The 22,868-nt window shown below is 42.4% G+C and carries 21 protein-coding genes; 19 read left to right on the top strand and 2 right to left on the bottom strand.

Annotation, left to right across the window (positions count from 1 at the left end):
- Positions 1-34: 34 nt before the first annotated feature.
- Complete coding sequence (locus QFZ73_RS03215) at positions 35-1,756, bottom strand: Rqc2 family fibronectin-binding protein (protein ID WP_307262882.1); 1,722 nt, start codon at positions 1,754-1,756, stop codon at positions 35-37.
- Positions 1,757-2,153: 397 nt separating this feature from the next.
- Here QFZ73_RS03215 and QFZ73_RS03210 point away from each other — a divergent pair, with 397 nt between their 5' ends.
- The 17 genes from QFZ73_RS03210 (at position 2,154) to spoVM (ending at position 20,157) form a co-directional block, all read left to right on the top strand.
- Positions 2,154-4,832, top strand: a complete 2,679-nt coding sequence (locus QFZ73_RS03210; RefSeq protein WP_307272558.1) for a calcium-translocating P-type ATPase, SERCA-type — start codon at positions 2,154-2,156, stop codon at positions 4,830-4,832.
- A 155-nt stretch (positions 4,833-4,987) separates the two neighbouring features.
- Entirely contained in the window at positions 4,988-5,863 is an 876-nt protein-coding gene (locus QFZ73_RS03205; protein ID WP_307262878.1) for a YicC/YloC family endoribonuclease, read from the top strand.
- Positions 5,864-5,916: 53 nt separating this feature from the next.
- On the top strand, positions 5,917-6,180 hold the full coding sequence (gene remA, locus QFZ73_RS03200) for an extracellular matrix/biofilm regulator RemA (RefSeq protein ID WP_034313813.1): 264 nt from the start codon (positions 5,917-5,919) through the stop codon (positions 6,178-6,180).
- Between the two features lie 10 nt (positions 6,181-6,190).
- Positions 6,191-6,805: a guanylate kinase gene (gene gmk, locus QFZ73_RS03195; RefSeq protein WP_034313809.1), complete on the top strand. Its 615-nt coding sequence runs from the start codon at positions 6,191-6,193 to the stop codon at positions 6,803-6,805.
- Positions 6,806-6,808: 3 nt separating this feature from the next.
- Positions 6,809-7,015: a DNA-directed RNA polymerase subunit omega gene (gene rpoZ, locus QFZ73_RS03190; RefSeq protein ID WP_098371057.1), complete on the top strand. Its 207-nt coding sequence runs from the start codon at positions 6,809-6,811 to the stop codon at positions 7,013-7,015.
- 261 nt (positions 7,016-7,276) lie between these two features.
- Positions 7,277-8,485, top strand: coding sequence for a bifunctional phosphopantothenoylcysteine decarboxylase/phosphopantothenate--cysteine ligase CoaBC (gene coaBC / locus QFZ73_RS03185; protein WP_307262871.1), 1,209 nt, complete (start codon positions 7,277-7,279; stop codon positions 8,483-8,485).
- 6 nt (positions 8,486-8,491) lie between these two features.
- The gene (gene priA, locus QFZ73_RS03180; RefSeq protein ID WP_307262868.1) at positions 8,492-10,903 is read left to right on the top strand and encodes a primosomal protein N'; all 2,412 of its coding nucleotides are present in this window, start codon (positions 8,492-8,494) and stop codon (positions 10,901-10,903) included.
- A gap of 95 nt (positions 10,904-10,998) precedes the next feature.
- A complete protein-coding gene (gene def / locus QFZ73_RS03175) occupies positions 10,999-11,484 on the top strand; it encodes a peptide deformylase (protein WP_251427825.1) in 486 nt (161 codons plus the stop codon).
- A complete protein-coding gene (gene fmt, locus QFZ73_RS03170; protein ID WP_307262861.1) occupies positions 11,481-12,440 on the top strand; it encodes a methionyl-tRNA formyltransferase in 960 nt (319 codons plus the stop codon). The genes def and fmt overlap by 4 nt, the downstream gene beginning before the upstream one ends.
- On the top strand, positions 12,427-13,779 hold the full coding sequence (rsmB, locus tag QFZ73_RS03165; RefSeq protein WP_307262858.1) for a 16S rRNA (cytosine(967)-C(5))-methyltransferase RsmB: 1,353 nt from the start codon (positions 12,427-12,429) through the stop codon (positions 13,777-13,779). Before fmt ends, rsmB begins: the two co-directional genes overlap by 14 nt.
- A complete protein-coding gene (rlmN, locus tag QFZ73_RS03160) occupies positions 13,779-14,873 on the top strand; it encodes a dual-specificity RNA methyltransferase RlmN (RefSeq protein ID WP_307262855.1) in 1,095 nt (364 codons plus the stop codon). Before rsmB ends, rlmN begins: the two co-directional genes overlap by 1 nt.
- Before the next feature lie 4 nt (positions 14,874-14,877).
- Positions 14,878-15,627, top strand: a complete 750-nt coding sequence (locus QFZ73_RS03155) for a Stp1/IreP family PP2C-type Ser/Thr phosphatase (RefSeq protein ID WP_307262852.1) — start codon at positions 14,878-14,880, stop codon at positions 15,625-15,627.
- Between the two features lie 5 nt (positions 15,628-15,632).
- The gene (gene pknB / locus QFZ73_RS03150) at positions 15,633-17,666 is read left to right on the top strand and encodes a Stk1 family PASTA domain-containing Ser/Thr kinase (RefSeq protein ID WP_307262849.1); all 2,034 of its coding nucleotides are present in this window, start codon (positions 15,633-15,635) and stop codon (positions 17,664-17,666) included.
- Between the two features lie 23 nt (positions 17,667-17,689).
- Entirely contained in the window at positions 17,690-18,571 is an 882-nt protein-coding gene (rsgA, locus tag QFZ73_RS03145) for a ribosome small subunit-dependent GTPase A (RefSeq protein ID WP_251427844.1), read from the top strand.
- Position 18,572: 1 nt separating this feature from the next.
- Positions 18,573-19,220: a ribulose-phosphate 3-epimerase gene (rpe, locus tag QFZ73_RS03140; protein ID WP_307262844.1), complete on the top strand. Its 648-nt coding sequence runs from the start codon at positions 18,573-18,575 to the stop codon at positions 19,218-19,220.
- A gap of 81 nt (positions 19,221-19,301) precedes the next feature.
- On the top strand, positions 19,302-19,955 hold the full coding sequence (locus QFZ73_RS03135) for a thiamine diphosphokinase (RefSeq protein ID WP_251427851.1): 654 nt from the start codon (positions 19,302-19,304) through the stop codon (positions 19,953-19,955).
- A gap of 121 nt (positions 19,956-20,076) precedes the next feature.
- The gene (gene spoVM, locus QFZ73_RS03130) at positions 20,077-20,157 is read left to right on the top strand and encodes a stage V sporulation protein SpoVM (protein ID WP_034313769.1); all 81 of its coding nucleotides are present in this window, start codon (positions 20,077-20,079) and stop codon (positions 20,155-20,157) included.
- 191 nt (positions 20,158-20,348) lie between these two features.
- Here the strand turns inward: spoVM and rpmB are convergent, their stop codons facing one another.
- Entirely contained in the window at positions 20,349-20,537 is a 189-nt protein-coding gene (gene rpmB, locus QFZ73_RS03125; RefSeq protein ID WP_034313767.1) for a 50S ribosomal protein L28, read from the bottom strand.
- Positions 20,538-20,790: 253 nt separating this feature from the next.
- Between rpmB and QFZ73_RS03120 the strand changes: the two genes are divergently transcribed.
- Both QFZ73_RS03120 and QFZ73_RS03115 read left to right on the top strand, forming a co-directional pair.
- A complete protein-coding gene (locus tag QFZ73_RS03120; RefSeq protein WP_048684651.1) occupies positions 20,791-21,153 on the top strand; it encodes an Asp23/Gls24 family envelope stress response protein in 363 nt (120 codons plus the stop codon).
- An 18-nt stretch (positions 21,154-21,171) separates the two neighbouring features.
- A complete protein-coding gene (locus tag QFZ73_RS03115; protein ID WP_307262832.1) occupies positions 21,172-22,842 on the top strand; it encodes a DAK2 domain-containing protein in 1,671 nt (556 codons plus the stop codon).
- Positions 22,843-22,868: the final 26 nt, after the last annotated feature.

Genomic DNA, 22,868 nt, shown 5'->3' with positions numbered 1-22,868 from the left:
ATGTAGGATTGGGTCACCTCTATTTTTTTACCATTTAATCCTTTACCGCTTCCTTTAAGCGTATGACGGTATCGGCATCCGGTGTAATATATACGGTCTGCTGCTGGTCGTAGATCACGAACCCGGGCTTAGAACCATTTGGTTTCTTAACATGGCGAACTTGTGTGAAGTCAACGGGGACTGAGCTCGATTGCTTTGCTTTACTGAAGAAAGCTGCCAATACGGCTGCCTCTTTTATCGTTTTTTCACTTGGTGCTTCATTTCGAATCACAACATGTGAGCCAGGTATATCTTTTGTATGAAGCCATATTTCATCCCGGCGTGCAAACTTATTCGTTAGATACTCATTTTGTTTATTATTCTTCCCGACAAAAATGAGATCTCCATCTGTAGCATAATAAGTTTCAAGCTGCGGTTTTGCATTTGCGGGCTTTTTCATGCCTTTTTTCTTTTTTTGCCTAATGTATCCTTCTTCCTGCAGTTCTTCGCGAATCTCCTCTATATCTCTGGGTGACGCAGATTGGAGCTGTTGATGCAAGGCTTCAAAGTAGGCCAATTCCAATTTTGTTTTTTCGATTTGTTCTTGGACGACTCCGACTGCATTTTTGGACTTTTGGTATCTGGAGAAGTACTTTTGTGCATTATCTGATGGATTTTTTAATGGGTCAAGCGGGATGGTGACCATACTTTGTTCTTCATCATAATAATTGACGACTTCTATTTCCTTCATGCCTTTTTTCATTTGATATAGATTAGCTGTAAGCAGCTCACCGAACAACTGATACTGTTCTCCGCGTTCCGTATCTTTTAATGTACGTTCGAGCTTCCCGATTTTTTTTGAGTTCTTTTCGATTTCATTAGTAATGAAACGTTCCACATCCTGGCTCTTTTGCTTAACCCGATCTCTTTCTGCCTTTCCGAAGTAATAGCGGTCGAGCATCTCGCTCAATGAAGAAAATGTACGTTGATTCCCAGACAGATGCCCTAGTGAAAGCATATAAAAAACTTCTTTATTTCCATCTTGTTTGATCGTCGCAGCATAGTTCTGTTCCGAGATTTCTTGGATAATCCTTAAAAAAGCTGATGGAAGGGTCGTACTGTTGGCAAGTCCAGCCCGGTAGACGGCTTCCTTTGCAACTAATGGTGATACTCCTGAAAAATGGGCAACAAGCTGTCGGTCCAGCTTTCCTGCATTGAAGTCAATATCCTTTCTGATATCGTCCTCGGTAGCCTCAAAGGGATTACTCTTTTCTTGTGCGGGCGGAGCCTTATATTCCTGGCCGGGCAATATCGCCCGATAACTGTTAACGGCATGTGAAACATGCTTAATGCTGTCCAAAATCATATTCCGTTCTTTATCGACTAAAACAATGTTGCTGTGACGCCCCATGATTTCGATGATTAACTGCTTTTGAGATACATCACCAAGCTCATTGCGGCCCTTCACTTCAAAAATGATCATCCTATCAAGTTCATATTGATAAATATCTTCAATCGTATAGCCTTCGAGGTGCTTCCTAAGAAGCATACAGAACATGGGTGCCTCTTTGGGGTTTTCATAACTCTCTTCGGTCATTTGCACCCTCGAATAACTTGGGTGGGCTGATAATAGGAGCTTATGGTTCTTACCTCCAGCACGAACAACCAGTATTACTTCATTTTTATAAGGCTGATGTACCTTATTGATTCGTCCACCTTTTAATAAAGAAGCGATTTCTTCCGTCATCGCTTTCGTGAATAATCCATCAAATGACATTCTATTTTTACTTCCTTTACATAAGATTTTCTAAGGACTCATTTTGGCTGCCCATTTTAGCTAATATCAATTTTTTAGCGAACTGGGTGAAAAGCTGGGGTTGCCGTTCAGGTAAATTGAATGGCTGCTTTTTTTAGTTCCAGAGATTAATTGCAAATTTGGTCCATTCATCATGATCAGCGGTCGTTCATTCATTAAATTATCCGGATCCTTCTTCTTTCCGCAATTCTGTTTAATTATAGCATTATTTTGGACGAGTCTGAATAATCATGGAAGAAGAGCAGGTTGTTTTATGTATCGGTAAGCAGGCAGGTGTTGGATGAGTAAAGCAAAGAGCGCCTGTTGAGATGTATACAGGAGCCTATTTCATTCTATTCAAAGGGATGTGTGATACTTGATGGAGTTCAAGGAAATGAATAATCAAGAAATGGAGAAAGCGCTTCAAACAAACGTTACACACGGTTTGGACGATGATGAAGTAAAGGACAGGCTGCGTAAGCATGGGTTTAACGAATTGAAGGAAGGAGAAAAACAGTCTGCCATTCTTTTATTTTTCGCCCAATTCAAAGATTTCATGGTCATAGTTTTACTTGCCGCGACATTAGTCTCCGGGATATTGGGTGAATATATCGATGCGATTGCCATCATGGCGATTGTTTTTTTGAATGGATTGCTTGGTTTTTTTCAAGAACGGAAAGCTGAAAAATCCCTTGATGCCCTAAAGGAAATGGCGGCGCCGCAAGTTAACGTTCTTCGGGATGGCCAATGGCTGAAAATCCCTTCGAGAGAAGTTGTTGTAGGGGATATCCTGAAGTTCTCGAGCGGTGACCGAATTGGTGCCGATTTACGGATCATCGACCATTCAAGCCTTGAAATAGAAGAGTCTGCACTTACCGGCGAGTCACTTCCTGCTGTTAAATGTTCTGATCCGTTGATGAATGAGGTCGAAGGTATCGGTGATCAGGAAAATATGGCTTTTATGGGAACGATGGTAACAAGGGGAAATGGAGTCGGAATCGTAACCGCTACAGGAATGAATACGGCAATGGGCAAGATTGCGGACCTCCTACAGACTGCAGAAACAAAAGAAACACCGCTTCAACGGCGGTTGGAGCAGCTGGGCAAAATTTTGATCGTCACGGCTTTAATATTAACTGTAATCGTGGTCCTGACTGGCGTCATTCAAGGGCATGACCTCTATACGATGTTTTTGGCCGGGGTATCCTTGGCAGTTGCAGCGATTCCCGAAGGCTTGCCAGCCATTGTGACCGTTGCCTTGTCTTTAGGCGTTCAGCGTATGATCAAACAAAAAGCGATTGTCCGCAAGCTTCCTGCCGTAGAAACGCTTGGCTGCGCAACGGTGATTTGCTCAGATAAGACAGGTACACTGACACAAAACAAAATGACGGTGACGAAGATTTGGAGTGGAGGGAAAACTTGGGATGTCGGCGGTACTGGTTATCATCCTGTCGGAGAGTTTTCTTTAGAAGGAGTCTCAGTTGCACCGAAAAATCATAATGCCTTGCTTCAAATAATTACTTTCGGCATGCTCTGTAACAAAGCTGAGTTAAAGGAGAATGGTAAACAATATATTTTAGACGGTGATCCGACAGAAGGGGCGATGTTGGTTGCGGCAATGAAAGCGGGATTGACGAGGGAACACTTATCTAAGAGGTTTACGATAGTCAAGGAGTTTCCATTTGACTCGAGCCGCAAAATGATGAGTGTCATAGTGAAGGATGATAAAGATAATCATTTCGTCATCGTAAAAGGGGCACCTGACGTATTGATCGCCCAGTCCGACACGATTCTTTGGGAAGGAAGGTCGGAAATATTAAATCGGGAGAGTAAGGAAAGGGTGCAACAGGACATGAATGGGCTTGCATCTCAGGCACTTCGAATGATTGCTGTTGGCTATAAACCCCTTTCAAAAGGAACGATTTTGCTTCATGAAACCGAGGCTGAGCGCAATTTGACCTTCATGGGACTGCAGGGCATGATCGATCCCCCACGTCCGGAAGTGAAGCAGGCAGTTAAGGAATGCAGGGATGCCGGGATCAAAACTGTCATGATTACCGGCGACCATGTAATAACCGCAAAGGCAATAGCTAAAGAACTTGGTATTTTAAAAGGAAAAGACCGTGTACTTGAAGGTCGGCAATTGGCGGACATGGAAGTCGGGGAACTTGAGGAAGTTGTTGAAAGTGTTTCGGTATTTGCCCGCGTTTCCCCGGAACATAAGTTGAAAATCGTAAAAGCATTGCAAAATAAAGGACATGTCGTTGCAATGACAGGGGATGGTGTCAATGATGCTCCTGCGATAAAATCAGCGGATATTGGTATCTCCATGGGCATCACGGGGACTGATGTCGCTAAGGAAGCTTCTTCCTTGATTTTGGTTGACGATAATTTTGCCACGATTAAATCGGCCATCAAAGAAGGCCGGAATATTTATGAAAACATCAGGAAGTTCATCCGTTACCTGCTTGCTTCCAATGTTGGGGAGATTTTGGTCATGTTTTTTGCGATGCTATGTGCCTTGCCATTACCTTTGATACCAATCCAGATCTTATTCGTGAACCTTGTAACCGACGGACTGCCTGCGATGGCGTTGGGCCTGGATGCCGCAGAGGAAGATGTAATGAAAAGGAATCCAAGAAATGCTAATGAAGGTGTCTTTGGAAGGGGGCTTGGCTGGAAGATCATCTCACGCGGTTTTCTGATCGGGATTTCTACATTGATCGCATTTTATGTAGTATATCGTGCAAATCCGGATAACCTTGCTTATGCACAAACGATTGCGTTCGCTACCTTGGTCCTGGCTCAGCTAATACATGTATTCGATTGCCGAAGCGAACATTCGATCTTCTCGAGAAATCCATTCGGAAACCTTTATCTAGTGGGGGCGGTATTGTCCTCCCTATTATTGATGGTTGCCGTCATGTATGTACAGCCTTTACAAACAATCTTTCATACGGTACCGATTTCGGGAAGGGATTGGCTATTAGTAATAGGAATGGCATCCATTCCAACTTTTTTACTGGCTGGAACCTTTTTAGCAAGAAAAGCACAATGATATATGGTATAATCTTTAAGGTGGTAGAGTCTTGCTCTATTGCCTTTTTATTTTTGTAGTATTTTATTTGTGAGCTAAAGTGTTCGCACTGTAGCTAATATATAATGAATGTTAAAGACCAAATTACTACATTATGTTTGATAGGATGTGGAACCATGGTTACCAGTATGACGGGCTATGGAAGAGAAGAGGCGGAAAACGAACAGGTCAAGGTTTTTGCCGAAATTAAGACCGTGAACCATCGTTTTTGTGAATATACGATTAGAATGCCGCGCCAGCTTTTGGTTTTGGAAGAAAAGGTGAAGAAGAAGGCGAATCAATACATAAGAAGGGGACGGGTGGAAATCTTCATTACAGTGGAAGGTGAGAGCCTGGTTTCCAAAAAGGTGAAGATCGATTGGGATCTTGCTGATCAGTATGTGGGTTTGATGGATGAAGTCAAGGGAAAATACAATCTGGAAAGTTCCATTACATTACAGGATATGCTGCAACTTGAATCGATTTTCATGACGGAAGAAGTACCTGCAGTTCCTGCCGATTTGGAATCCCTGTTATTGAAGGCTGTCATGGGGGCATTGGAAAATCTGAAAAAAATGCGGCATCTGGAAGGTCAGGAACTGGCCTTGGACATGAAACGCCAGCTTAATAAGTTTGATGAGATTATAGCAGGGGTCAAAATGCATGCACCTTCAGTCGTCGAAAAATATAAAGCCCGGCTGGAAATCAAACTGGCCGAGCTGACTGAAGGGTTGATTGAAGATAGCCGCATCGTGACGGAAGCGGCCATTTTTGCTGACAAATGTGATATAAATGAAGAACTGACCAGACTCGATAGCCATGTACAGCAATTTTCAAGGACGCTTACCCATAGTGAACCAATCGGAAGAAAACTTGACTTCCTTGTCCAGGAAATGAATAGGGAAGTCAATACGATTGGATCAAAGGCAAATGATTCGGCCATTACCAAAGAAGTGGTGGAAATGAAAAGTCTGCTTGAAAAATTAAAGGAACAGGTTCAAAATATCGAGTAGTCGGTTTATGATGAACCTAACAAGGTGACAATAGATATGAATGGGGGACAAAAATGTCAATCAAGCTCATTAATATTGGTTTTGGGAATATCGTTTCCGCAAACCGGATCGTATCCATCGTGAGCCCTGAATCGGCTCCGATTAAAAGGATCATTCAAGATGCCCGAGACCGCGGATCCTTAATAGATGCTACATATGGTAGAAGAACTAGGGCCGTTATAATTACAGACAGCGACCATGTTATCTTATCCGCCGTTCAACCGGAAACGGTTGCCGCACGGCTTCAAGATAGAGATGACAGCGTAGAAGAGGGGTAACTGAAACAATATGAGAGAAAAAGGTTTATTAATCGTTTTGTCCGGTCCATCCGGTGTTGGTAAAGGAACTGTAAGGAAGGCTATTTTTTCTCAGCCAGGAACGGCATTCGAATATTCAATTTCGATGACGACACGGCTGCCTCGCCATGGTGAAGTGGACGGGGTGGACTATTTCTTCAAAAAACGCGAGGAATTCGAAGCACTGATCGAAGAAGGCAAATTGCTTGAATATGCTGAGTTCGTCGGTAATTATTATGGAACACCCGTGGATTATGTCCGTGAAACAATCGATTCCGGAAAAGATGTATTTCTGGAAATAGAAGTTCAAGGAGCTAAACAGGTCCGGGAGAAATTCCCTGAAGGACTTTTCATTTTCCTTGCTCCTCCGAGTTTGACCGAACTCGAAAGCCGTATCGTTACTCGCGGAACCGAGACGGAGGAAGCGATAAAAGGACGGATGAAAGTGGCCAAGGAAGAAATAGAACTTATGGATCTGTATGATTATGTTGTTGAAAATGATCATGTGGATGCCGCATGTGCTAGAATTAATGCAATTGTAATTGCCGAGCATTGCCGTCGGGAAAGAGTTGCTGTTTTATATAAAAAAATGTTGGAGGCGGAATAAATAATGTTATATCCATCAATTGATTCTCTATTACTTAAAATCGATTCAAAATACTCACTAGTATCAGTGGCAGCTAAACGTGCCAGGGAAATGCAAATTAAAGATAATTGCCTCGTAACTAAACCGGTTTCCCATAAATCAGTAGGTCGTGCCCTTGAAGAAATTCATTCCGGTAAATTGACTTACGATAATTCTTACGAGGAAAACTAAAAGAACACATAGCTTGACCTATCGGGCCTGACACCCTAAAGCAAACAGGAGCGTTACATTTGGAAAGTGCTTCCTTCCTGCGGCCAAGGTGTCAGGCCTGTTTGTTTTGGTTTTAAAAAAAAGGTCCGGAAGTCATTGATGAAAGCAGGCAAAGATATGGAATGTTTGGGAAATCCATATGTTATTGCGCTTTTCAAATGAAATTTCTTCTGTTTTCCGTCATAATTAGAATAAAAGAATGTATAGTTAGGGGAAATTTGCATGCTTATCGATAAAAAAGTACTTCTTTGTGTCACCGGCGGGATTGCTGTATATAAGGCTGCTGCCCTGACAAGTAAATTAACTCAGGAAGGTGCACATGTTAAAGTGATCATGAGTGAATCGGCACGTAAATTCGTGACGCCGCTCACCTTTCAAGCACTTTCGAGAAATGATGTATATACAGATACTTTTGATGAGAAGGATTCTTCAGTCATTGCCCATATCGACTTGGCTGATTGGGCTGATATCATCCTGTTGGCTCCAGCTACAGCGAATGTCATTGGCAAGGTAGCAAATGGAATCGCGGATGATATGATCACGACCACACTATTGGCAACGGAAGTGCCTGTTTGGGTTGCGCCGGCAATGAACGTGCACATGTACGCCCACCCAGCGGTTCAGAAAAATATGGAGACACTTCGGTCGTTTGGATATCAATTCATTGAACCGGGTGAAGGGTATTTGGCCTGCGGTTATGTAGGGAAGGGACGATTGGAGGAACCAGAAACAATCGCAGAACACCTTAATCGATATTTCGGTGAACGCAAATCAGAGCAACAGCCTCTAAAAGGAAAGAAATATTTGATAACGGCAGGACCGACTCGTGAAGCAATCGATCCGGTGCGTTACGTGACGAATCATTCCAGCGGCAAAATGGGCTATGCCCTAGCTGAGCAGGCAATTGAAATGGGCGCTGAGGTAACATTGATTACTGGCCCAGTGAACTTGACGCCACCTTCCAAGGCTAGAGTAATACCAGTGGAATCAGCAGCGGATATGTATGATGCGGTATTCGATCAGTTCGATTCCAGTGACGTCGTAATCATGACGGCTGCAGTGGCGGACTATAAACCGAAGATTTATCATGCTCAAAAGATGAAAAAGCAGCCAGGGGAAAATGTGATTGAATTTGAACGGACAAAGGATATCCTTAAGGAACTCGGTGAAAATAAAACTCATCAGATCTTGGTGGGCTTTGCGGCTGAAACGAACAACGTTGAAGAATACGCAAGAGGAAAATTAGTCAAAAAGAAAGCAGATATGATCGTTGCCAATAATGTTACCGTCGCAGGGGCAGGATTTGGAACGGATACGAACATCGTGACCATTTACGATAAAGATGGAAGTGCGACAGAACTTCCAAAAATGAGTAAAGCGGATATAGCTAAAAGCATCCTGGCAGAAGTATCTCGCACGCAAAAGGAATGATGTCTTATGGATATAGCATCCGTCATTGTGGATGTACCTGCTAAACAAACGGATCGAGAATTCGACTATCGCATACCTGAAAAGTGGAACCAAGTCATCAAGCCCGGAATGCGAGTCATCGTTCCATTCGGTCCAAGAATGGTGCAGGGATTCGTAACAGGCTTAAAAGCTAAAAGCGACTTTGCAAAATTACGCTATATAAAAGAACCAATGGATTTGGAGCCCATCCTTAATGATGAATTGCTTCAGTTGGGTGACTGGTTGACCAAAGAGGCGATGTGTTTTAAAATTTCAGCGCTACAGGCCATGCTTCCGGCAGCGATGAAAGCAAAGTATGAAAAAGTGATCAAAGTACTTGAAGATAAAAAGGATCAGCTCCCTCCCTTCATTCAAAATCTTTTCGGAAAAAGTGATTCAATATCTTGGAAAGACGTAATTGAAGGGGAGAACACTTCCCTCTTCCAAAAGGAAATGCAAAATGGCAATCTTGAGCTCGTATATAATGTGAAAAACCGACTTAATAAGAAGACGGTCCGTGTCATTAAATCTTTGCTTTCCCCTAAGGAACTGAAAGAAATGGCATCAGCCATGTCCAGCCATGCAAAAAAACAACAGGAACTCCTTCATTATTTCATTGAACATCAAGAACCAATTCCGTTAAAAGAATTGCTTGAATTGAAAAACACATCAAGCGGTACCGTCAAATCCCTAGTGTCAAAAGGGGCCTTGGCGGAAATGGACCAAGAAATATACCGTGATCCATATGAAAACCGTGTGTTCGAAAAATCCGCTCCCTTTACACTAACAGCTGAACAAGCAGCTGCCTTGAAGCCCATCCACGAGAAAATTCATCATGATGAACATGATGTTTTCCTTTTATATGGTGTAACCGGCAGCGGGAAGACGGAAGTGTATCTACAGGCAATTGCCTCTGTCATCGAAAAAGGGAAGGAAGCCATCATGCTTGTACCTGAAATCTCCTTAACGCCACAGACGGTGAAAAGGTTTAAGGAACGATTTGGGGAACAGGTAGCTGTCATGCATAGCGGTTTATCCGTAGGTGAAAAATATGATGAATGGCGGAAAATTCACCGTAAAGAAGTAAAAGTGGTGGTTGGCGCGCGTTCAGCCGTGTTTGCTCCTTTTGAAAACCTGGGACTGGTCATCATTGATGAAGAGCATGAATCCAGTTATAAGCAAGAAGAAACGCCAAGGTACCACGCCAGGGACGTCGCCATTGAAAGAGCAAAATCATATAGGTGTCCGGTTATTCTTGGTAGCGCCACACCTACACTTGAATCTTTTGCGCGAGCCAAGAAAAACGTCTATAAATTATTGACCCTTAGCCAGAGGATGAATAAAAATGCGTTGCCAGCAGTGGATATTGTAGATATGAGGGAAGAACTGAGAACGGGAAATCGTTCCATGTTTTCGGAGCTGCTCTTTACCAGGCTGAAAGACCGGCTTGAGAAGGGGGAGCAAACAGTTCTGATGCTAAATAAAAGGGGACATTCTTCCTTTGTGATGTGCCGAAGCTGCGGATTGGTCATCAACTGCCCTAATTGTGACATTTCACTCACATATCATCGCTTTAATGATATAATGAAATGCCATTATTGCGGTTTTGAAGAAGGAATGCCTTCCGTTTGCCCTGAATGTGAAAGTGAACATATAAGGTTCTTCGGTACAGGAACTCAAAAGGTTGAAGAAGAGCTTGCAAAAATCCTCCCTGAAGCACGGGTAATACGGATGGATGTTGACACGACGAGTAAGAAGGGTTCACATGAGCGGTTGCTGAATGCCTTTGGTGAAGGGAAGGCCGATATATTGTTAGGCACCCAAATGATAGCCAAGGGCCTTGATTTTCCTAATATCACCCTTGTTGGAGTCCTTTCAGCTGATACGATGCTACATCTGCCTGATTTCCGTTCTTCGGAAAAAACATTCCAGCTGCTGACACAAGTCAGCGGAAGGGCGGGACGTCATCAGCTACCGGGGGAAGTGGTCATCCAAACCTATACACCTGAGCACTACAGCATCGAGCTTTCTGCGTTACAGGATTATGATGCTTTTTATGAACGGGAGATGCATCTAAGGAGGCAAAGTCATTACCCTCCCTATTATTATGTTGTCCTTATAACCGTTTCACATGAAGACTTAATGAAGACGGTGAGTGTTACAGAGAAAATCACCAATTATTTAGGCTCACGATTGAATCGGGATTCTATCGTACTAGGTCCGGTTGCTTCGCCCATTAGTCGAATCAACAATAGATATCGCTATCAATGTCTGATAAAATACAAACGAGAGCCGGACCTGAATCAGCATTTACGCACACTTTTGGAGCATTACCAAAAAGAAACCGCTCAAAATCATCTGCAGATTTCAATAGATTTAAATCCACAGATCATGATGTAATTGTTTAAGAGATGGATGATTACCGCGAGCTGTTACAGCTTGCGTTTTTATATAATGAAGTGTTGTTTTTCATATCTAGGAGGGTACCTTTAATTTTGGCTATTTTACCGATTGTCTTGTTTCCTGAAAAAATTTTACAACAAAAATGTGATAAAGTAACAAGTTTTGATAAAAAGTTGGCAAAGCTGTTAAATAACATGTATGAAACGATGGTGGAGGCGGATGGCGTTGGACTTGCAGCACCTCAGGTTGGCGTGAAAAAGCAAGTGGCCGTCGTTGAAATAGAGGAAGGGTCAGGTGCAATCGAACTGATTAATCCGGAAGTGCTGGAAATGGATGGCGAACAGACAGGTGTTGAAGGATGCTTGAGCTTCCCGAGTTTATATGGTGAAGTATCGCGTCCATACCGTGTCAAAGTTCGGGCACAAGACCGAAAAGGATCTTTTTTCGAGATAGAAGCGGAAGATTTCCTCGCAAGGGCCCTTCAGCACGAAATCGATCATCTGCAAGGAGTTTTATTTACAAGTAAGGTTTCCCGGTATATTTCGGAAGAAGAGTTAGAAAGGTTTGGAGAAGAATGACAAAAATTATTTTTATGGGTACACCGGACTTTTCAGTGCCGGTACTGAAAAGAATCATTGATGATGGGTATGATGTGGTCGCAGTTGTCACACAGCCCGATCGTCCAGTGGGCCGCAAAAAGGTGCTAACGCCGCCGCCAGTTAAGGTCGAAGCCGAAAAGCAGGGGATTCCCGTTTATCAGCCCGAAAAAATCGGTGAAAAAGAAAAACTTGAAAAGATCATTGCATTGAATGCTGACTTAGTGGTGACAGCGGCTTTCGGACAAATCCTTCCGAATGAATTGTTGGATGCCCCTAAGTACGGTTGTATTAATGTACATGCCTCACTGCTTCCTGAACTGCGTGGAGGGGCACCCATCCATTATTCCATTTTACAGGGGAAAGAAAAGACTGGGATAACCATCATGTATATGGCGGAAAAATTGGATGCCGGTGATATATTGACTCAGGCGGAAGTTACTATAGAGGAAGAAGACAATGTCGGTACACTGCATGATAAATTAAGCAAGATAGGGTCGGATTTACTTGCAGAGACACTCCCGAAACTTATTAATGAGGAGTTACAGGCGATCAAGCAAGATGAGGCTAAAGCGTCTTTTGCGCCTAACATCAAACGGTCGGAGGAAAAAATCGATTGGTCAAAATCAGGGGAAGACATCTATAACCATGTACGCGGCCTGAATCCTTGGCCTGTTGCTTATACATCCTTAGACGGTTCCATTTTGAAAATTTGGCAAGTAAGGAAACTTGAAGGCGGCAAACAGGCCTTGCCGGGCACGGTCATTGATGTACAAAATGATGGTTTCATCGTTTCGACAGGCAATGAGACGGCAATACTAGTAACAGAACTGCAGCCTTCAGGAAAGAAAAAAATGCTGGCGAAAGATTACTTGCGCGGAGCCGGGTCGTTCATTAAAGCAGGCATGAAGTTAGGAGAACAGAATGAAGCAAACTAAAAAGGGAGTACGTGAAATCGCTCTCGATATTTTGGAATCAGTAGAGAAAAATCAATCCTACAGTAACCTATTATTGAACAACTTGATTAAAAAGCACCAGTTATCCGTCGTGGACAGCGGTTTGCTTACAGAAATAAGCTACGGTACCATACAGCGGAAGATGACTTTGGATTATTATTTGAGCCCGTATATTAAACAACCTAAAAAAACGCAAAGCTGGGTCATAAACTTACTCAGACTTTCCGTTTATCAAATGGTCTATTTAGATAAAGTGCCTGATCATGCAATCATATTCGAGGCTGTCGAAATTTCCAAAAAGCGTGGACATAAGGGTACCTCTTCGATGGTAAATGGTGTGCTTCGTAATATTCAAAGAAATGGTGTTCCTTCTTTAGATGATATTAAAGATGATCTGGAACGGCTCTCCATAGAAGTAAGTCATCCAATTTGGTTGGTCAAGCGTTGGGTAGAGCAATTTGGTTATGAAAAAACCAAGGAAATGTGTGAAATAAACTTAACTGCACCATTACAGACAGGACGGGTTAATTTAAAGAAGATTTCACGCCGTGAACTAATCAGCATATTAACGGAAGAAGGATATGATGTTGAAGCAAGTGAAGTCGTTCCCGAAGCAATCGTAAGCTATAAAGGGAATCTTGCTCATTCAGAAAGCTATAAATTGGGGTATTTATCGATTCAGGACGAGAGTTCAATGCTTGTTGCACATGCATTGGGTGCGAATGAAAATGATGCTGTACTTGATTGCTGTGCTGCACCTGGAGGGAAAACGACACATATCGCAGAAGGCTTGACCACTGGACAAGTATATGCGCTCGACCTTCATGAGCATAAGGTCAAGCTCATTAAAGAGCAGGCGGAGCGCCTGAAACTCAGAAACAACATTAAGACAATGGCCCTGGATAGCAGGAAAGTGCAAGAACACTTTAATAAGGAAGGGTTTGACAGGGTCCTGATCGATGCACCATGTTCCGGGTTGGGAGTCATGCGCCGGAAGCCTGATGTAAAGTACACTAAAACAAAAGATGATATAATGAAACTCTCAAGTATACAAAAACAATTATTGGAATCAGCTGCCCCGCTTGTTAAGCAAGGCGGGCGGTTAGTATATAGTACCTGTACGGTGGATAAAGAAGAAAATGAAAAAGTCGCTGCGGCATTTTTGGAAAGCCATCCGGATTTTGAAAGCGATGTAACCTTGTCCACAAGAATGCCTGAAAGCGTTCAGCCATTTATCGAGGGTCATACGCTACAAGTTTTTCCGCAATATTTTAGCAGTGACGGATTCTTTATTGCGAGTTTTAGAAAGAAGGTGCTGTAATGGCAGAAATCACTAAATCATCAAGAGTAAGAAAAGACACGACACCAGAAAAACCATCGATCTACTCATTAGAGCCTCACCAAATTAAAGAATGGCTTATTCAGAATGGAGAGAAGGCATTCCGGGCCGATCAAGTATATGACTGGCTTTATAAAAAACGTGTCTCCAGTTTTGAAGATATGTCCAACCTTTCGAAAACATTACGGGATAAGCTGGAATCACAATTTACTTTCACCACATTGAAAACGTTGATTCAGCAAACGTCAAATGATGGAACGATGAAGTTTTTATTTGAACTCCATGATGGATATTCGATTGAAACGGTGCTGATGCGCCATGAATATGGAAACTCCATTTGCGTGACGACGCAGGTAGGCTGCAGAATTGGCTGTACATTCTGTGCGTCGACACTTGGAGGTTTAAAGCGGAATCTTGAATCAGGGGAAATTGTTGCCCAAGTCGTTAAAGTTCAGCAAGCACTTGACGAATCGGAAGAACGTGTTAGTTCTGTCGTTATCATGGGAATCGGTGAACCGTTTGATAACTATGACAATATGATGTCATTCCTGAAGAATATAAACCATGAAAAGGGCTTGAACATCGGGGCGCGTCATATTACCGTTTCCACAAGTGGAATCATACCTAAAATCTATAAGTTTGCCGAAGAAAGCATGCAAATAAACTTTGCTGTTTCCCTTCATGCACCGAACACCGAATTGAGAAGTAAATTGATGCCGATCAATAAGGCCTACAAACTTCCAGACTTGATTGAAGCCATCAAATACTATACAGAAAAAACAGGTCGCCGTGTAAGTTTTGAATATGGTCTATTCGGTGGCGAAAATGATACAGTGGAGCACGCAGAAGAATTAGCAAATTTAATAACCGGGATAAAATGCCATGTCAACTTAATACCGGTTAACTATGTACCTGAACGCAACTATGTACGTACACCTCGGGACCAAATTTTTGAGTTTGAAAAAACATTGAAGAAGCGCGGCATTAATGTAACGATCCGAAGGGAACAAGGCAGTGATATTGACGCAGCCTGCGGCCAGCTTCGGGCCAAGGAGCGCAAAGAAGAGACGAGGTGACCCTATGAGGGCAATATTTAAGACAGACCGTGGAAAAGTCCGCCAGCATAATGAAGATAATGGCGGGATCTTTAAGAACTCGGAAGGCGTTCGCCTTGCCATCGTTGCAGATGGCATGGGCGGCCACCGTGCCGGGGATGTAGCCAGTGCAATGACGATAGACCTTCTGAAAAAGGGCTGGGAAGTATCCACCGGTATCGAAACGGCAAATGATGCCGAGGATTGGCTGAAGCAGCAAATTTTCTTGGTCAATCAGTTGCTTTTTGAACATGCAGAAGCTAATACGGAATGTAAGGGCATGGGGACCACTATTGTTGCAGCCATTTGCACCGACAAGTTTGCTACCATTGCCAACATCGGGGACAGCCGATGTTATTTGTATAATGAGAGCGGCTTTAAGCAGGTCACGGAAGATCATTCACTTGTTAACGAATTGGTCCGTTCCGGGCAAATTTCCAAGGAAGATGCAGAAAACCATCCACGGAAAAATGTTTTATTAAGAGCCTTGGGGACAGAAATGCAAGTGGAAATGGACATTATGACGGTCATCTTCGAAGAAAATGATTTACTATTGCTTTGTTCGGATGGTTTGACGAATAAAGTGAGTGAACAGGAACTGGAAGAAACGGTAACCAATGGACGGCCACTTGAAGAAATGGCAATTTCATTAATAGATAAGGCCAATCACTACGGTGGGGAAGATAATATCACACTTGTGCTTGTTCAATTTACTGAAGAAAGTGAAAGCAGGTGAATTGAATGTTGATTGGTAGAAGAATCAACGGCCGCTATAAACTGATCGAGATGGTCGGCGGCGGCGGTATGGCGAATGTTTATCTTGCAAGGGATATGATCTTAGATAGGGATGTTGCATTGAAAATCCTTCGCATGGATTTTAATAATGATGAAGAGTTCATCAAGCGCTTCAATCGGGAAGCCCAATCGGCAACCAGTTTGGCCCATCCAAATATCGTAAGTATTTATGATGTTGGTGAAGAAGATTCCATCTATTATATTGTAATGGAATACGTGGACGGTTTTACACTTAAGCAATACATACAAAAATATTATCCAATTCCAATTGATGAAGCCTTGGATATCATGAAGCAAATCACGGCAGCGATTTCCCATGCCCATCATAATGGGATCATCCATCGTGACATCAAGCCACAGAACATTTTGATTGATAAAGAAGGAACCGTCAAGATTACGGACTTTGGAATTGCATTGGCCCTAAGTGCAACAAACATAACGCAGACCAACGCAGTCTTGGGCTCGGTTCATTATTTATCTCCGGAACAGGCAAGAGGCGGTATGGCCAATAAGAAATCGGACATTTATTCACTTGGCATCGTCATGTTTGAATTATTGACGGGGAGATTGCCTTTTTCTGGTGAATCAGCCGTTTCGATAGCTCTTAAACATTTACAATCGGAAACTCCTTCGCCAAAACGCTGGAACTCTGAAATACCTCAGAGTGTGGAAAATATTATCTTGAAAGCGACAGCCAAAGATTCATATTACCGCTATGAGAGCGTGGACTCAATGGAAGACGACATGCGGACGTCGCTAAATCCAGAGCGTTCAAATGAACTGCCTTTTGCGATTCCCGAAGATCATGATGCAACAAAAGCCATCCCCGTCATAACGGATGATCAGCTTTCAAGCATCGATGAGACAATCATTAGGGGGCCTGAAAAAAATACATTAGTCTATGCGGATGAAGAAGAAAGTGAATCAGTAGCAGAGAGTTATTCGAAAAAGAAACAGAAAAAACAAAAGAAACAGAAGAAACAAAAAAAGAAGTCGGAACACAAAGGTAAAAAACGAAAGAACATGCCTGCTATCTTGGTGACCACCTTTTTGATTCTCGCCCTGCTTGCTGTTTTATCTGTCACCGTTTTACCTCCCCTCCTTGTTTCGAAGGAAGTGACGATCCCTGACCTTAAAGGGAAAGAATTAGATGATGCCATTACTGATCTGCTTGAATTGGATTTGGAAATTGGAGAAACGATCGAGATTGAAGATGAAGAGGTTGAAGCTGGTCTTGTAATCAAAACCAACCCTAAGGAAGGTAAGACGGTCAAGGAAGGCGCAGAAATCGATATTTATCAAAGCATTGGTAAAGAGACGATTTCATTGTCCAGCTATGAAGGTCGAGACTACTCGGATGTTAAATCCCTGCTTGATAAAATGGGATTCAAAAACATAAGCGTGACTGAAAAATATGATGACAGTGCTGCCGGCACGATCATAGAACAATCGCCTTCGGGTGCCACTGAAATCGTACCATCCGAAACGGAGCTTGAGTTAACGGTCAGTAAAGGGGAAGATCTGCTTAGCTTGAAGAACTTAACGGGGTTCAATGAAGCTGGCCTTAATGATTATTCAAGTGAGAGTGGAATAAAGGTTGAGGTCGAAGAAGAAGTCTATGATGATTCCGTAGCAGAGGGCCTTGTCATTTCCCAGTCACCGGAACCTGCTACTAAGGTGGAAAAGGGCAGTACTGTGAAAGTAGTCCTTTCAAAAGGGAAAGAAGAGATTCCTCCTAAGAGTGTAACGGAGGAAGTCAATATCGAGTATGATCCGGTTGAACCAGGCAAAGCGCAAAAAATACAAATTTTCATTGAGGATATCAATAATAGCATGACGGAGCCCAAAGAAACATTCTTTATCGTGGAAAATGCCAAGAGAACGATCGAATTAATGGTTTCCCCGGATAAGAAAGCAGGATATAAAGTCATGCGGGATAATCAGGTCATCATCGACCAAGCTGTCTCTTATCCAGAATAAACCTAATAATTAGGAGTGTGGTTATGCCCGAAGGAAAAATTATAAAAGCATTAAGTGGATTTTATTATGTCCTTGATGGTGAAGAGGTATATCAATGTCGCGGACGGGGAGTGTTCAGGAAGAATAAGGTAACGCCACTTGTGGGTGATTATGTGGTTTTTGAAGCGGAAAATAAAACGGACGGGACCGTAACCGAAATAAAACCGCGAAAGAATGAATTGATACGTCCGCAAATCTCGAATGTAGACCAGGCAATCCTTGTCTTTTCGGCAGTAGAACCTGATTTCAGTCCAGCCTTGCTTGATCGATTTCTCGTACTGATCGAAGATAACGAAATCGAACCCATTATCGTCGTGACGAAACTGGACTTGGTTACTGCTGAAAACCAAAAGAAATTGTCTCAGTATATCAGGGATTATCAGAAACTTGGCTATACTGTACTGGAGACATCTTCAGTTACAGCAGGAGGAATTGAAGAACTGGTGCCGTATTTAGAAGGAAAAACCAGTGTATTTGCAGGTCAGTCCGGCGTTGGGAAATCGTCTTTGCTGAATGCAATCAATCCTGAATTGGCTTTAAAGACGGATGATATTTCTTCACACCTCGGACGTGGGAAGCATACCACCCGCCACGTTGAATTGATTCATATTGGCTCTGGACTTGTCGCGGATACTCCAGGATTCAGTTCACTCGAATTCATGGAAATGGAAGCTGAAAGGTTATCCTATTGCTTCCCGGAAATGCATAAGCATGGGGAAGACTGTAAATTCCGGGCATGCCTTCATGATAAAGAACCGAAGTGTGCAGTGAAGGAAGCGGTTGATGCCGGGGAAATTCCACGTTATCGATATGAGCATTATATGCAATTCTTAGAAGAAATCAGAGATAGAAAGCCGAGGTATTAAAATGGTTAAAATCGCACCATCCATTTTATCAGCTAACTTTGCAAAATTGGGAGAAGAAATTCTTGATGTTGAAAGAGGCGGAGCGGATTTAATCCATGTAGATGTCATGGATGGGCATTTCGTGCCGAATATTACGATAGGCTCACTAATTGTCGAAGCTATCCGGCCGGTGACAAAGCTTCCGCTTGATGTTCATTTAATGATCGAACAACCCGATCGTTATATCGAAGCTTTTGCGAAAGCGGGAGCCGATTATATAACTGTACATGTAGAGGCATGCACTCATTTGCATCGGACGATCCAATTGATTAAATCTTTTGGTGTAAAGGCAGGCGTGGTGCTTAATCCAGCCACTCCAGCTTCCTTAATCCAACCTATAATCGCAGATATTGACATGGTATTGTTGATGACGGTTAATCCGGGTTTTGGCGGGCAAAAATTCATTAAATCCGTACTGCCCAAAATTGCCGAAGTGAAGGCGATGGCAGGAATGTACAATCAGAATTTGGAAATAGAGATTGATGGCGGAGTAAATGAAGAAACGGCTAAACTATGTATTGAACAAGGGGCGACAGTCCTAGTGGCCGGCTCGGCAATATATAATCAAGAAGATCGACACGCAGCGATTCAAAAGATCCGGGGAAAGTGATATAAGCCGACACTATCATATTCGTATGATGGTGATCGGCTTTTTTTATCAATTGAATTTATATAGAAAAGGATGATTTAGATGATTATCAGTATAATGGCTGGAGGTCCTGAATGTCTTTGGCCTGATTTGACATGGTATAAGGAGAAGACTGATCTTTGGGTCGGGGTTGATAGGGGAGTATGGTCCTTGCTTGAAAAAGGTATCGAACCTAAGTGCGGTTTTGGGGATTTTGATTCAGTTTCGGAAGGTGAATACAAGATGATTGAGCAAAGGCTGGAACAAATCAATCTATATTCTTCGGAAAAGGATGAAACGGATTTAGAAATCGCATTTAAATGGGCATTAGGGCAAAAGCCAAGTGAAATTCACATTCTGGGCGCTACAGGGGGGAGAATGGACCATTTTCTTGGAAATATCCAGCTGCTCCAAAAAGAAAGTGTCCTCCCTTACCATGGCGATATAGATATATACATAGTTGATAAGCAAAATATATTCACAGTAAAGACAGCGGGTTCATACGAGGTCACTGCTTTGATTGATAAGAAATACTGGTCATTGCTCCCTGTGACGGCGGAAGTCACAGGCATTACTCTTTCGGGTTTCAAATATCCATTGAATGATGCAAGCTTGGAAATAGGTTCGACGCTTTGCATCAGCAATGAACTAATTTCCGAATCTGGGAATGTTTCATTTGAGAAAGGCATATTAATGGTGATAAGAAGCAGTGATTAAAATTCATGCTTAGAGCAGATTCGGATATAATTACGATCATCCTATATCCGCTTAAAAGCTTATGTTGTAATAGAAAAATTCCACTTCATCTTATTTGTGGGATGCAAAGAGGAGGGGCATGATGAAATTTTATACGATTAAATTGCCAAAAGTTCTGGGCAGTTTGGTAAGGGCTATGCTCGGAGCGTTTAAAAAAGGCTGATACTTATCTCCATGACACCTCTCGAATATAGGGAGGTGTTATTTTTCGGGAAAATGAAAGGGGCGGCCATCCATTAATGGGTGAAGGCTTCCTTTCTTGATGCAGGCTAGACCTGATCAACGAATTATAACCATCCCCATTAAATACCGGCCATTACAAGTAAAAAGGCATCCTAAGAGGATGCCGTAACATTATACGCGTTCTACTTTGCCCGATTTAAGAGCTCTTGCAGAAACGTATACACGTTTAGGTTTACCGTCAACTAAAATACGTACTTTTTGAAGGTTAGCGCCCCATGTACGCTTGCTAGCGTTCATTGCGTGAGAGCGGCTGTTACCAGAACGAGTTCTTCTTCCAGTGATTACACATTTACGTGCCATGTTAAATTCCCTCCTAACTACAACAAGCTTAAGTTTTTCGCAGTCGTCTTAAGTCTTTGTAAAATACTTTAATAATTTATCATACCTACCGTTAGAATGCAATACTTCAGTTAATTACTTTCAAGAAAAAAACCTTGACATACATACTTCAAAATAGAATTATATATAGGACCGTAAGACATTTACTTTTAAAACCATAGACATTATAGTAAAATGTCTTTAGTTGATTTGATTTTTTGGGAGGGAAAAGAAAATGTCTATCGAATTACAAACGAAGTATGGACAAATTGATATCTCTAATGATGTTATCGCTACTGTAGCGGGCGGTGCAGCCGTGGATTGCTACGGAATTATAGGAATGGCTTCCAAAAAACAATTTAAAGACGGCATTGCCGAAATTTTAAGAAAAGAAAACTTTACTAAGGGTGTAATTGTCCGTCAAGAAGAGGAAGAAGTTCATATCGATATGTATATTATCGTAAGTTATGGAACGAAAATCTCGGAAGTTGCACATAATGTGCAATCGAAGGTAAAGTACACTCTGGACAAAACTGTAGGATTAGCTGTTGATTCCGTTAACATTTTTGTACAGGGAGTTCGTGTGACGAACCCTTAAGTATGGGAGGAAAGTTTTGTGTCAATTACAAGTTTAAACGGAAAGCGCTTTGCAGAAATGATCATTCAAGGTGCCAACCATTTAGCGGCTAATGCCCAAATGGTTGATGCGTTGAATGTTTTCCCTGTTCCAGATGGAGATACAGGAACGAATATGAATTTATCGATGACTTCGGGAGCGAAGGAAGTGCAAAATAACGTCCAGGAACACATCGGGAAAGTGGGTACGTCCCTTTCAAGAGGACTGCTGATGGGCGCACGCGGCAATTCGGGAGTTATCCTTTCGCAACTGTTCCGCGGTTTTGCTAAAGCGATTGAACATAAATCGGAAATCAATAGTGAAGAATTTGCCCAAGCTTTTGAAGCAGGGGTTCAGACAGCTTATAAATCTGTAATGAAGCCTGTTGAAGGAACCATTTTAACGGTTGCAAAAGATGCAGCCAAGCAAGCGGTTTCATCAGCAGCAAAGCATATAGATCTTATTCAGGTAATGGAAGAAATCGTTACGGAGGCCAATGCTTCATTAAAACGTACACCGGATCTTCTTCCAGTCTTAAAAGAAGTGGGAGTCGTTGATAGCGGCGGGCAAGGGTTGGTGTTTGTTTATGAAGGTTTCCTTGCTGAACTGAAAGGTGAAGCCCTTCCAGTCCGATCTGCAAATGGCCCAAGCATGGATGACATGATCAGTGCCGAACATCACATGAATGTACAAGGGCATATGAACACGGAAGATATCGTGTATGGCTACTGCACGGAATTCATGGTCCGATTGGAAAGTGAAAAACTTGCCAATAAATCATTTGATGAAGAAAAATTCAGAAATGATTTAAGTGAATACGGAGATTCTTTATTAGTCATCTCTGATGATGAAGTTGTCAAAGTACATATTCACTCTGAACAGCCTGGCACGTGCCTGAATTATGGACAGCGATATGGTAGTTTAATAAAAATGAAAATCGACAATATGCGTGAACAGCATACTGCGATTGTAGGTGAGACGAATACACCGCTTCAAACTAAACCTTCCACCAAAGAGAAGTACGCTGTAGTGTCAGTGGCGATGGGTGCTGGCATCAGCGAATTATTCAAAAGCATCGGCGCTAAGTCCGTAATCGAAGGCGGACAAACGATGAATCCTAGCACGGAAGATATCGTAAAAGCTGTCGAAGAGGCATATGCAGATCATGTGATCATCTTGCCTAACAATAAAAATATCATCATGGCGGCCAATCAGGCTGCAGATGTACTTGGGGATCATGTGACTGTTATCCCAACGAAAACAGTGCCACAAGGAATGGCTGCATTGTTGGCTTTCAACCCTTCACTTGATGCTGAAGAGAATAAAAAAGCGATGAACGAAGCCCTTTTGCATGTGAAAACGGGCCAGATTACTTATGCTGTCCGGGATACCAACATTGATGGTCTTGCAATCGAGACCGGGGACTTCATGGGAATTGCTGAAGGAACCATCAAAGTGAAGGATAAAGACATGACTCAAGCGGCAAAAGATCTTCTCGCCGATATGATTGACGAAGATTCAGAAATCCTTACCATTTTATATGGAGAAGATGCCACTGCTGAAGATGTCGAAAGTCTTGTTGCGTTTTGTAATGAGAATTTCGAAGACGTTGAAGTTGAAGTCCATAATGGGAAACAGCCTTTATATTCTTTTATTTTTTCAATTGAATAAGTAGAGAGCCATGAACATAAGGGAGA

Source organism: Peribacillus sp. V2I11 (genome assembly GCF_030817135.1).
Taxonomy (GTDB): Bacteria; Bacillota; Bacilli; order Bacillales; family DSM-1321; genus Peribacillus; species Peribacillus simplex.
Note: the sequence above shows the minus strand (reverse complement) of the source record. Positions and strands in the feature narration are given on the sequence as shown.

Excerpts from the sequence above, each read along its gene's own strand:
- fmt (WP_307262861.1), top strand. The coding sequence starts at position 11,481 with ATGACAAAAATTATTTTTATGGGTACACCGGACTTTTCAGTGCCGGTA.
- QFZ73_RS03155 (WP_307262852.1), top strand. The coding sequence starts at position 14,878 with ATGAGGGCAATATTTAAGACAGACCGTGGAAAAGTCCGCCAGCATAAT.
- pknB (WP_307262849.1), top strand. The coding sequence starts at position 15,633 with ATGTTGATTGGTAGAAGAATCAACGGCCGCTATAAACTGATCGAGATG.
- QFZ73_RS03135 (WP_251427851.1), top strand. The coding sequence starts at position 19,302 with ATGATTATCAGTATAATGGCTGGAGGTCCTGAATGTCTTTGGCCTGAT.
- rpe (WP_307262844.1), top strand. The coding sequence starts at position 18,573 with ATGGTTAAAATCGCACCATCCATTTTATCAGCTAACTTTGCAAAATTG.
- QFZ73_RS03215 (WP_307262882.1), bottom strand. The coding sequence starts at position 1,756 with ATGTCATTTGATGGATTATTCACGAAAGCGATGACGGAAGAAATCGCT.
- remA (WP_034313813.1), top strand. The coding sequence starts at position 5,917 with ATGTCAATCAAGCTCATTAATATTGGTTTTGGGAATATCGTTTCCGCA.
- rpmB (WP_034313767.1), bottom strand. The coding sequence starts at position 20,537 with ATGGCACGTAAATGTGTAATCACTGGAAGAAGAACTCGTTCTGGTAAC.
- QFZ73_RS03120 (WP_048684651.1), top strand. The coding sequence starts at position 20,791 with ATGTCTATCGAATTACAAACGAAGTATGGACAAATTGATATCTCTAAT.
- gmk (WP_034313809.1), top strand. The coding sequence starts at position 6,191 with ATGAGAGAAAAAGGTTTATTAATCGTTTTGTCCGGTCCATCCGGTGTT.
- rsgA (WP_251427844.1), top strand. The coding sequence starts at position 17,690 with ATGCCCGAAGGAAAAATTATAAAAGCATTAAGTGGATTTTATTATGTC.
- coaBC (WP_307262871.1), top strand. The coding sequence starts at position 7,277 with ATGCTTATCGATAAAAAAGTACTTCTTTGTGTCACCGGCGGGATTGCT.
- QFZ73_RS03205 (WP_307262878.1), top strand. The coding sequence starts at position 4,988 with ATGGTTACCAGTATGACGGGCTATGGAAGAGAAGAGGCGGAAAACGAA.
- rsmB (WP_307262858.1), top strand. The coding sequence starts at position 12,427 with ATGAAGCAAACTAAAAAGGGAGTACGTGAAATCGCTCTCGATATTTTG.
- spoVM (WP_034313769.1), top strand. The coding sequence starts at position 20,077 with ATGAAATTTTATACGATTAAATTGCCAAAAGTTCTGGGCAGTTTGGTA.
- rpoZ (WP_098371057.1), top strand. The coding sequence starts at position 6,809 with ATGTTATATCCATCAATTGATTCTCTATTACTTAAAATCGATTCAAAA.
- rlmN (WP_307262855.1), top strand. The coding sequence starts at position 13,779 with ATGGCAGAAATCACTAAATCATCAAGAGTAAGAAAAGACACGACACCA.
- priA (WP_307262868.1), top strand. The coding sequence starts at position 8,492 with ATGGATATAGCATCCGTCATTGTGGATGTACCTGCTAAACAAACGGAT.
- QFZ73_RS03210 (WP_307272558.1), top strand. The coding sequence starts at position 2,154 with ATGGAGTTCAAGGAAATGAATAATCAAGAAATGGAGAAAGCGCTTCAA.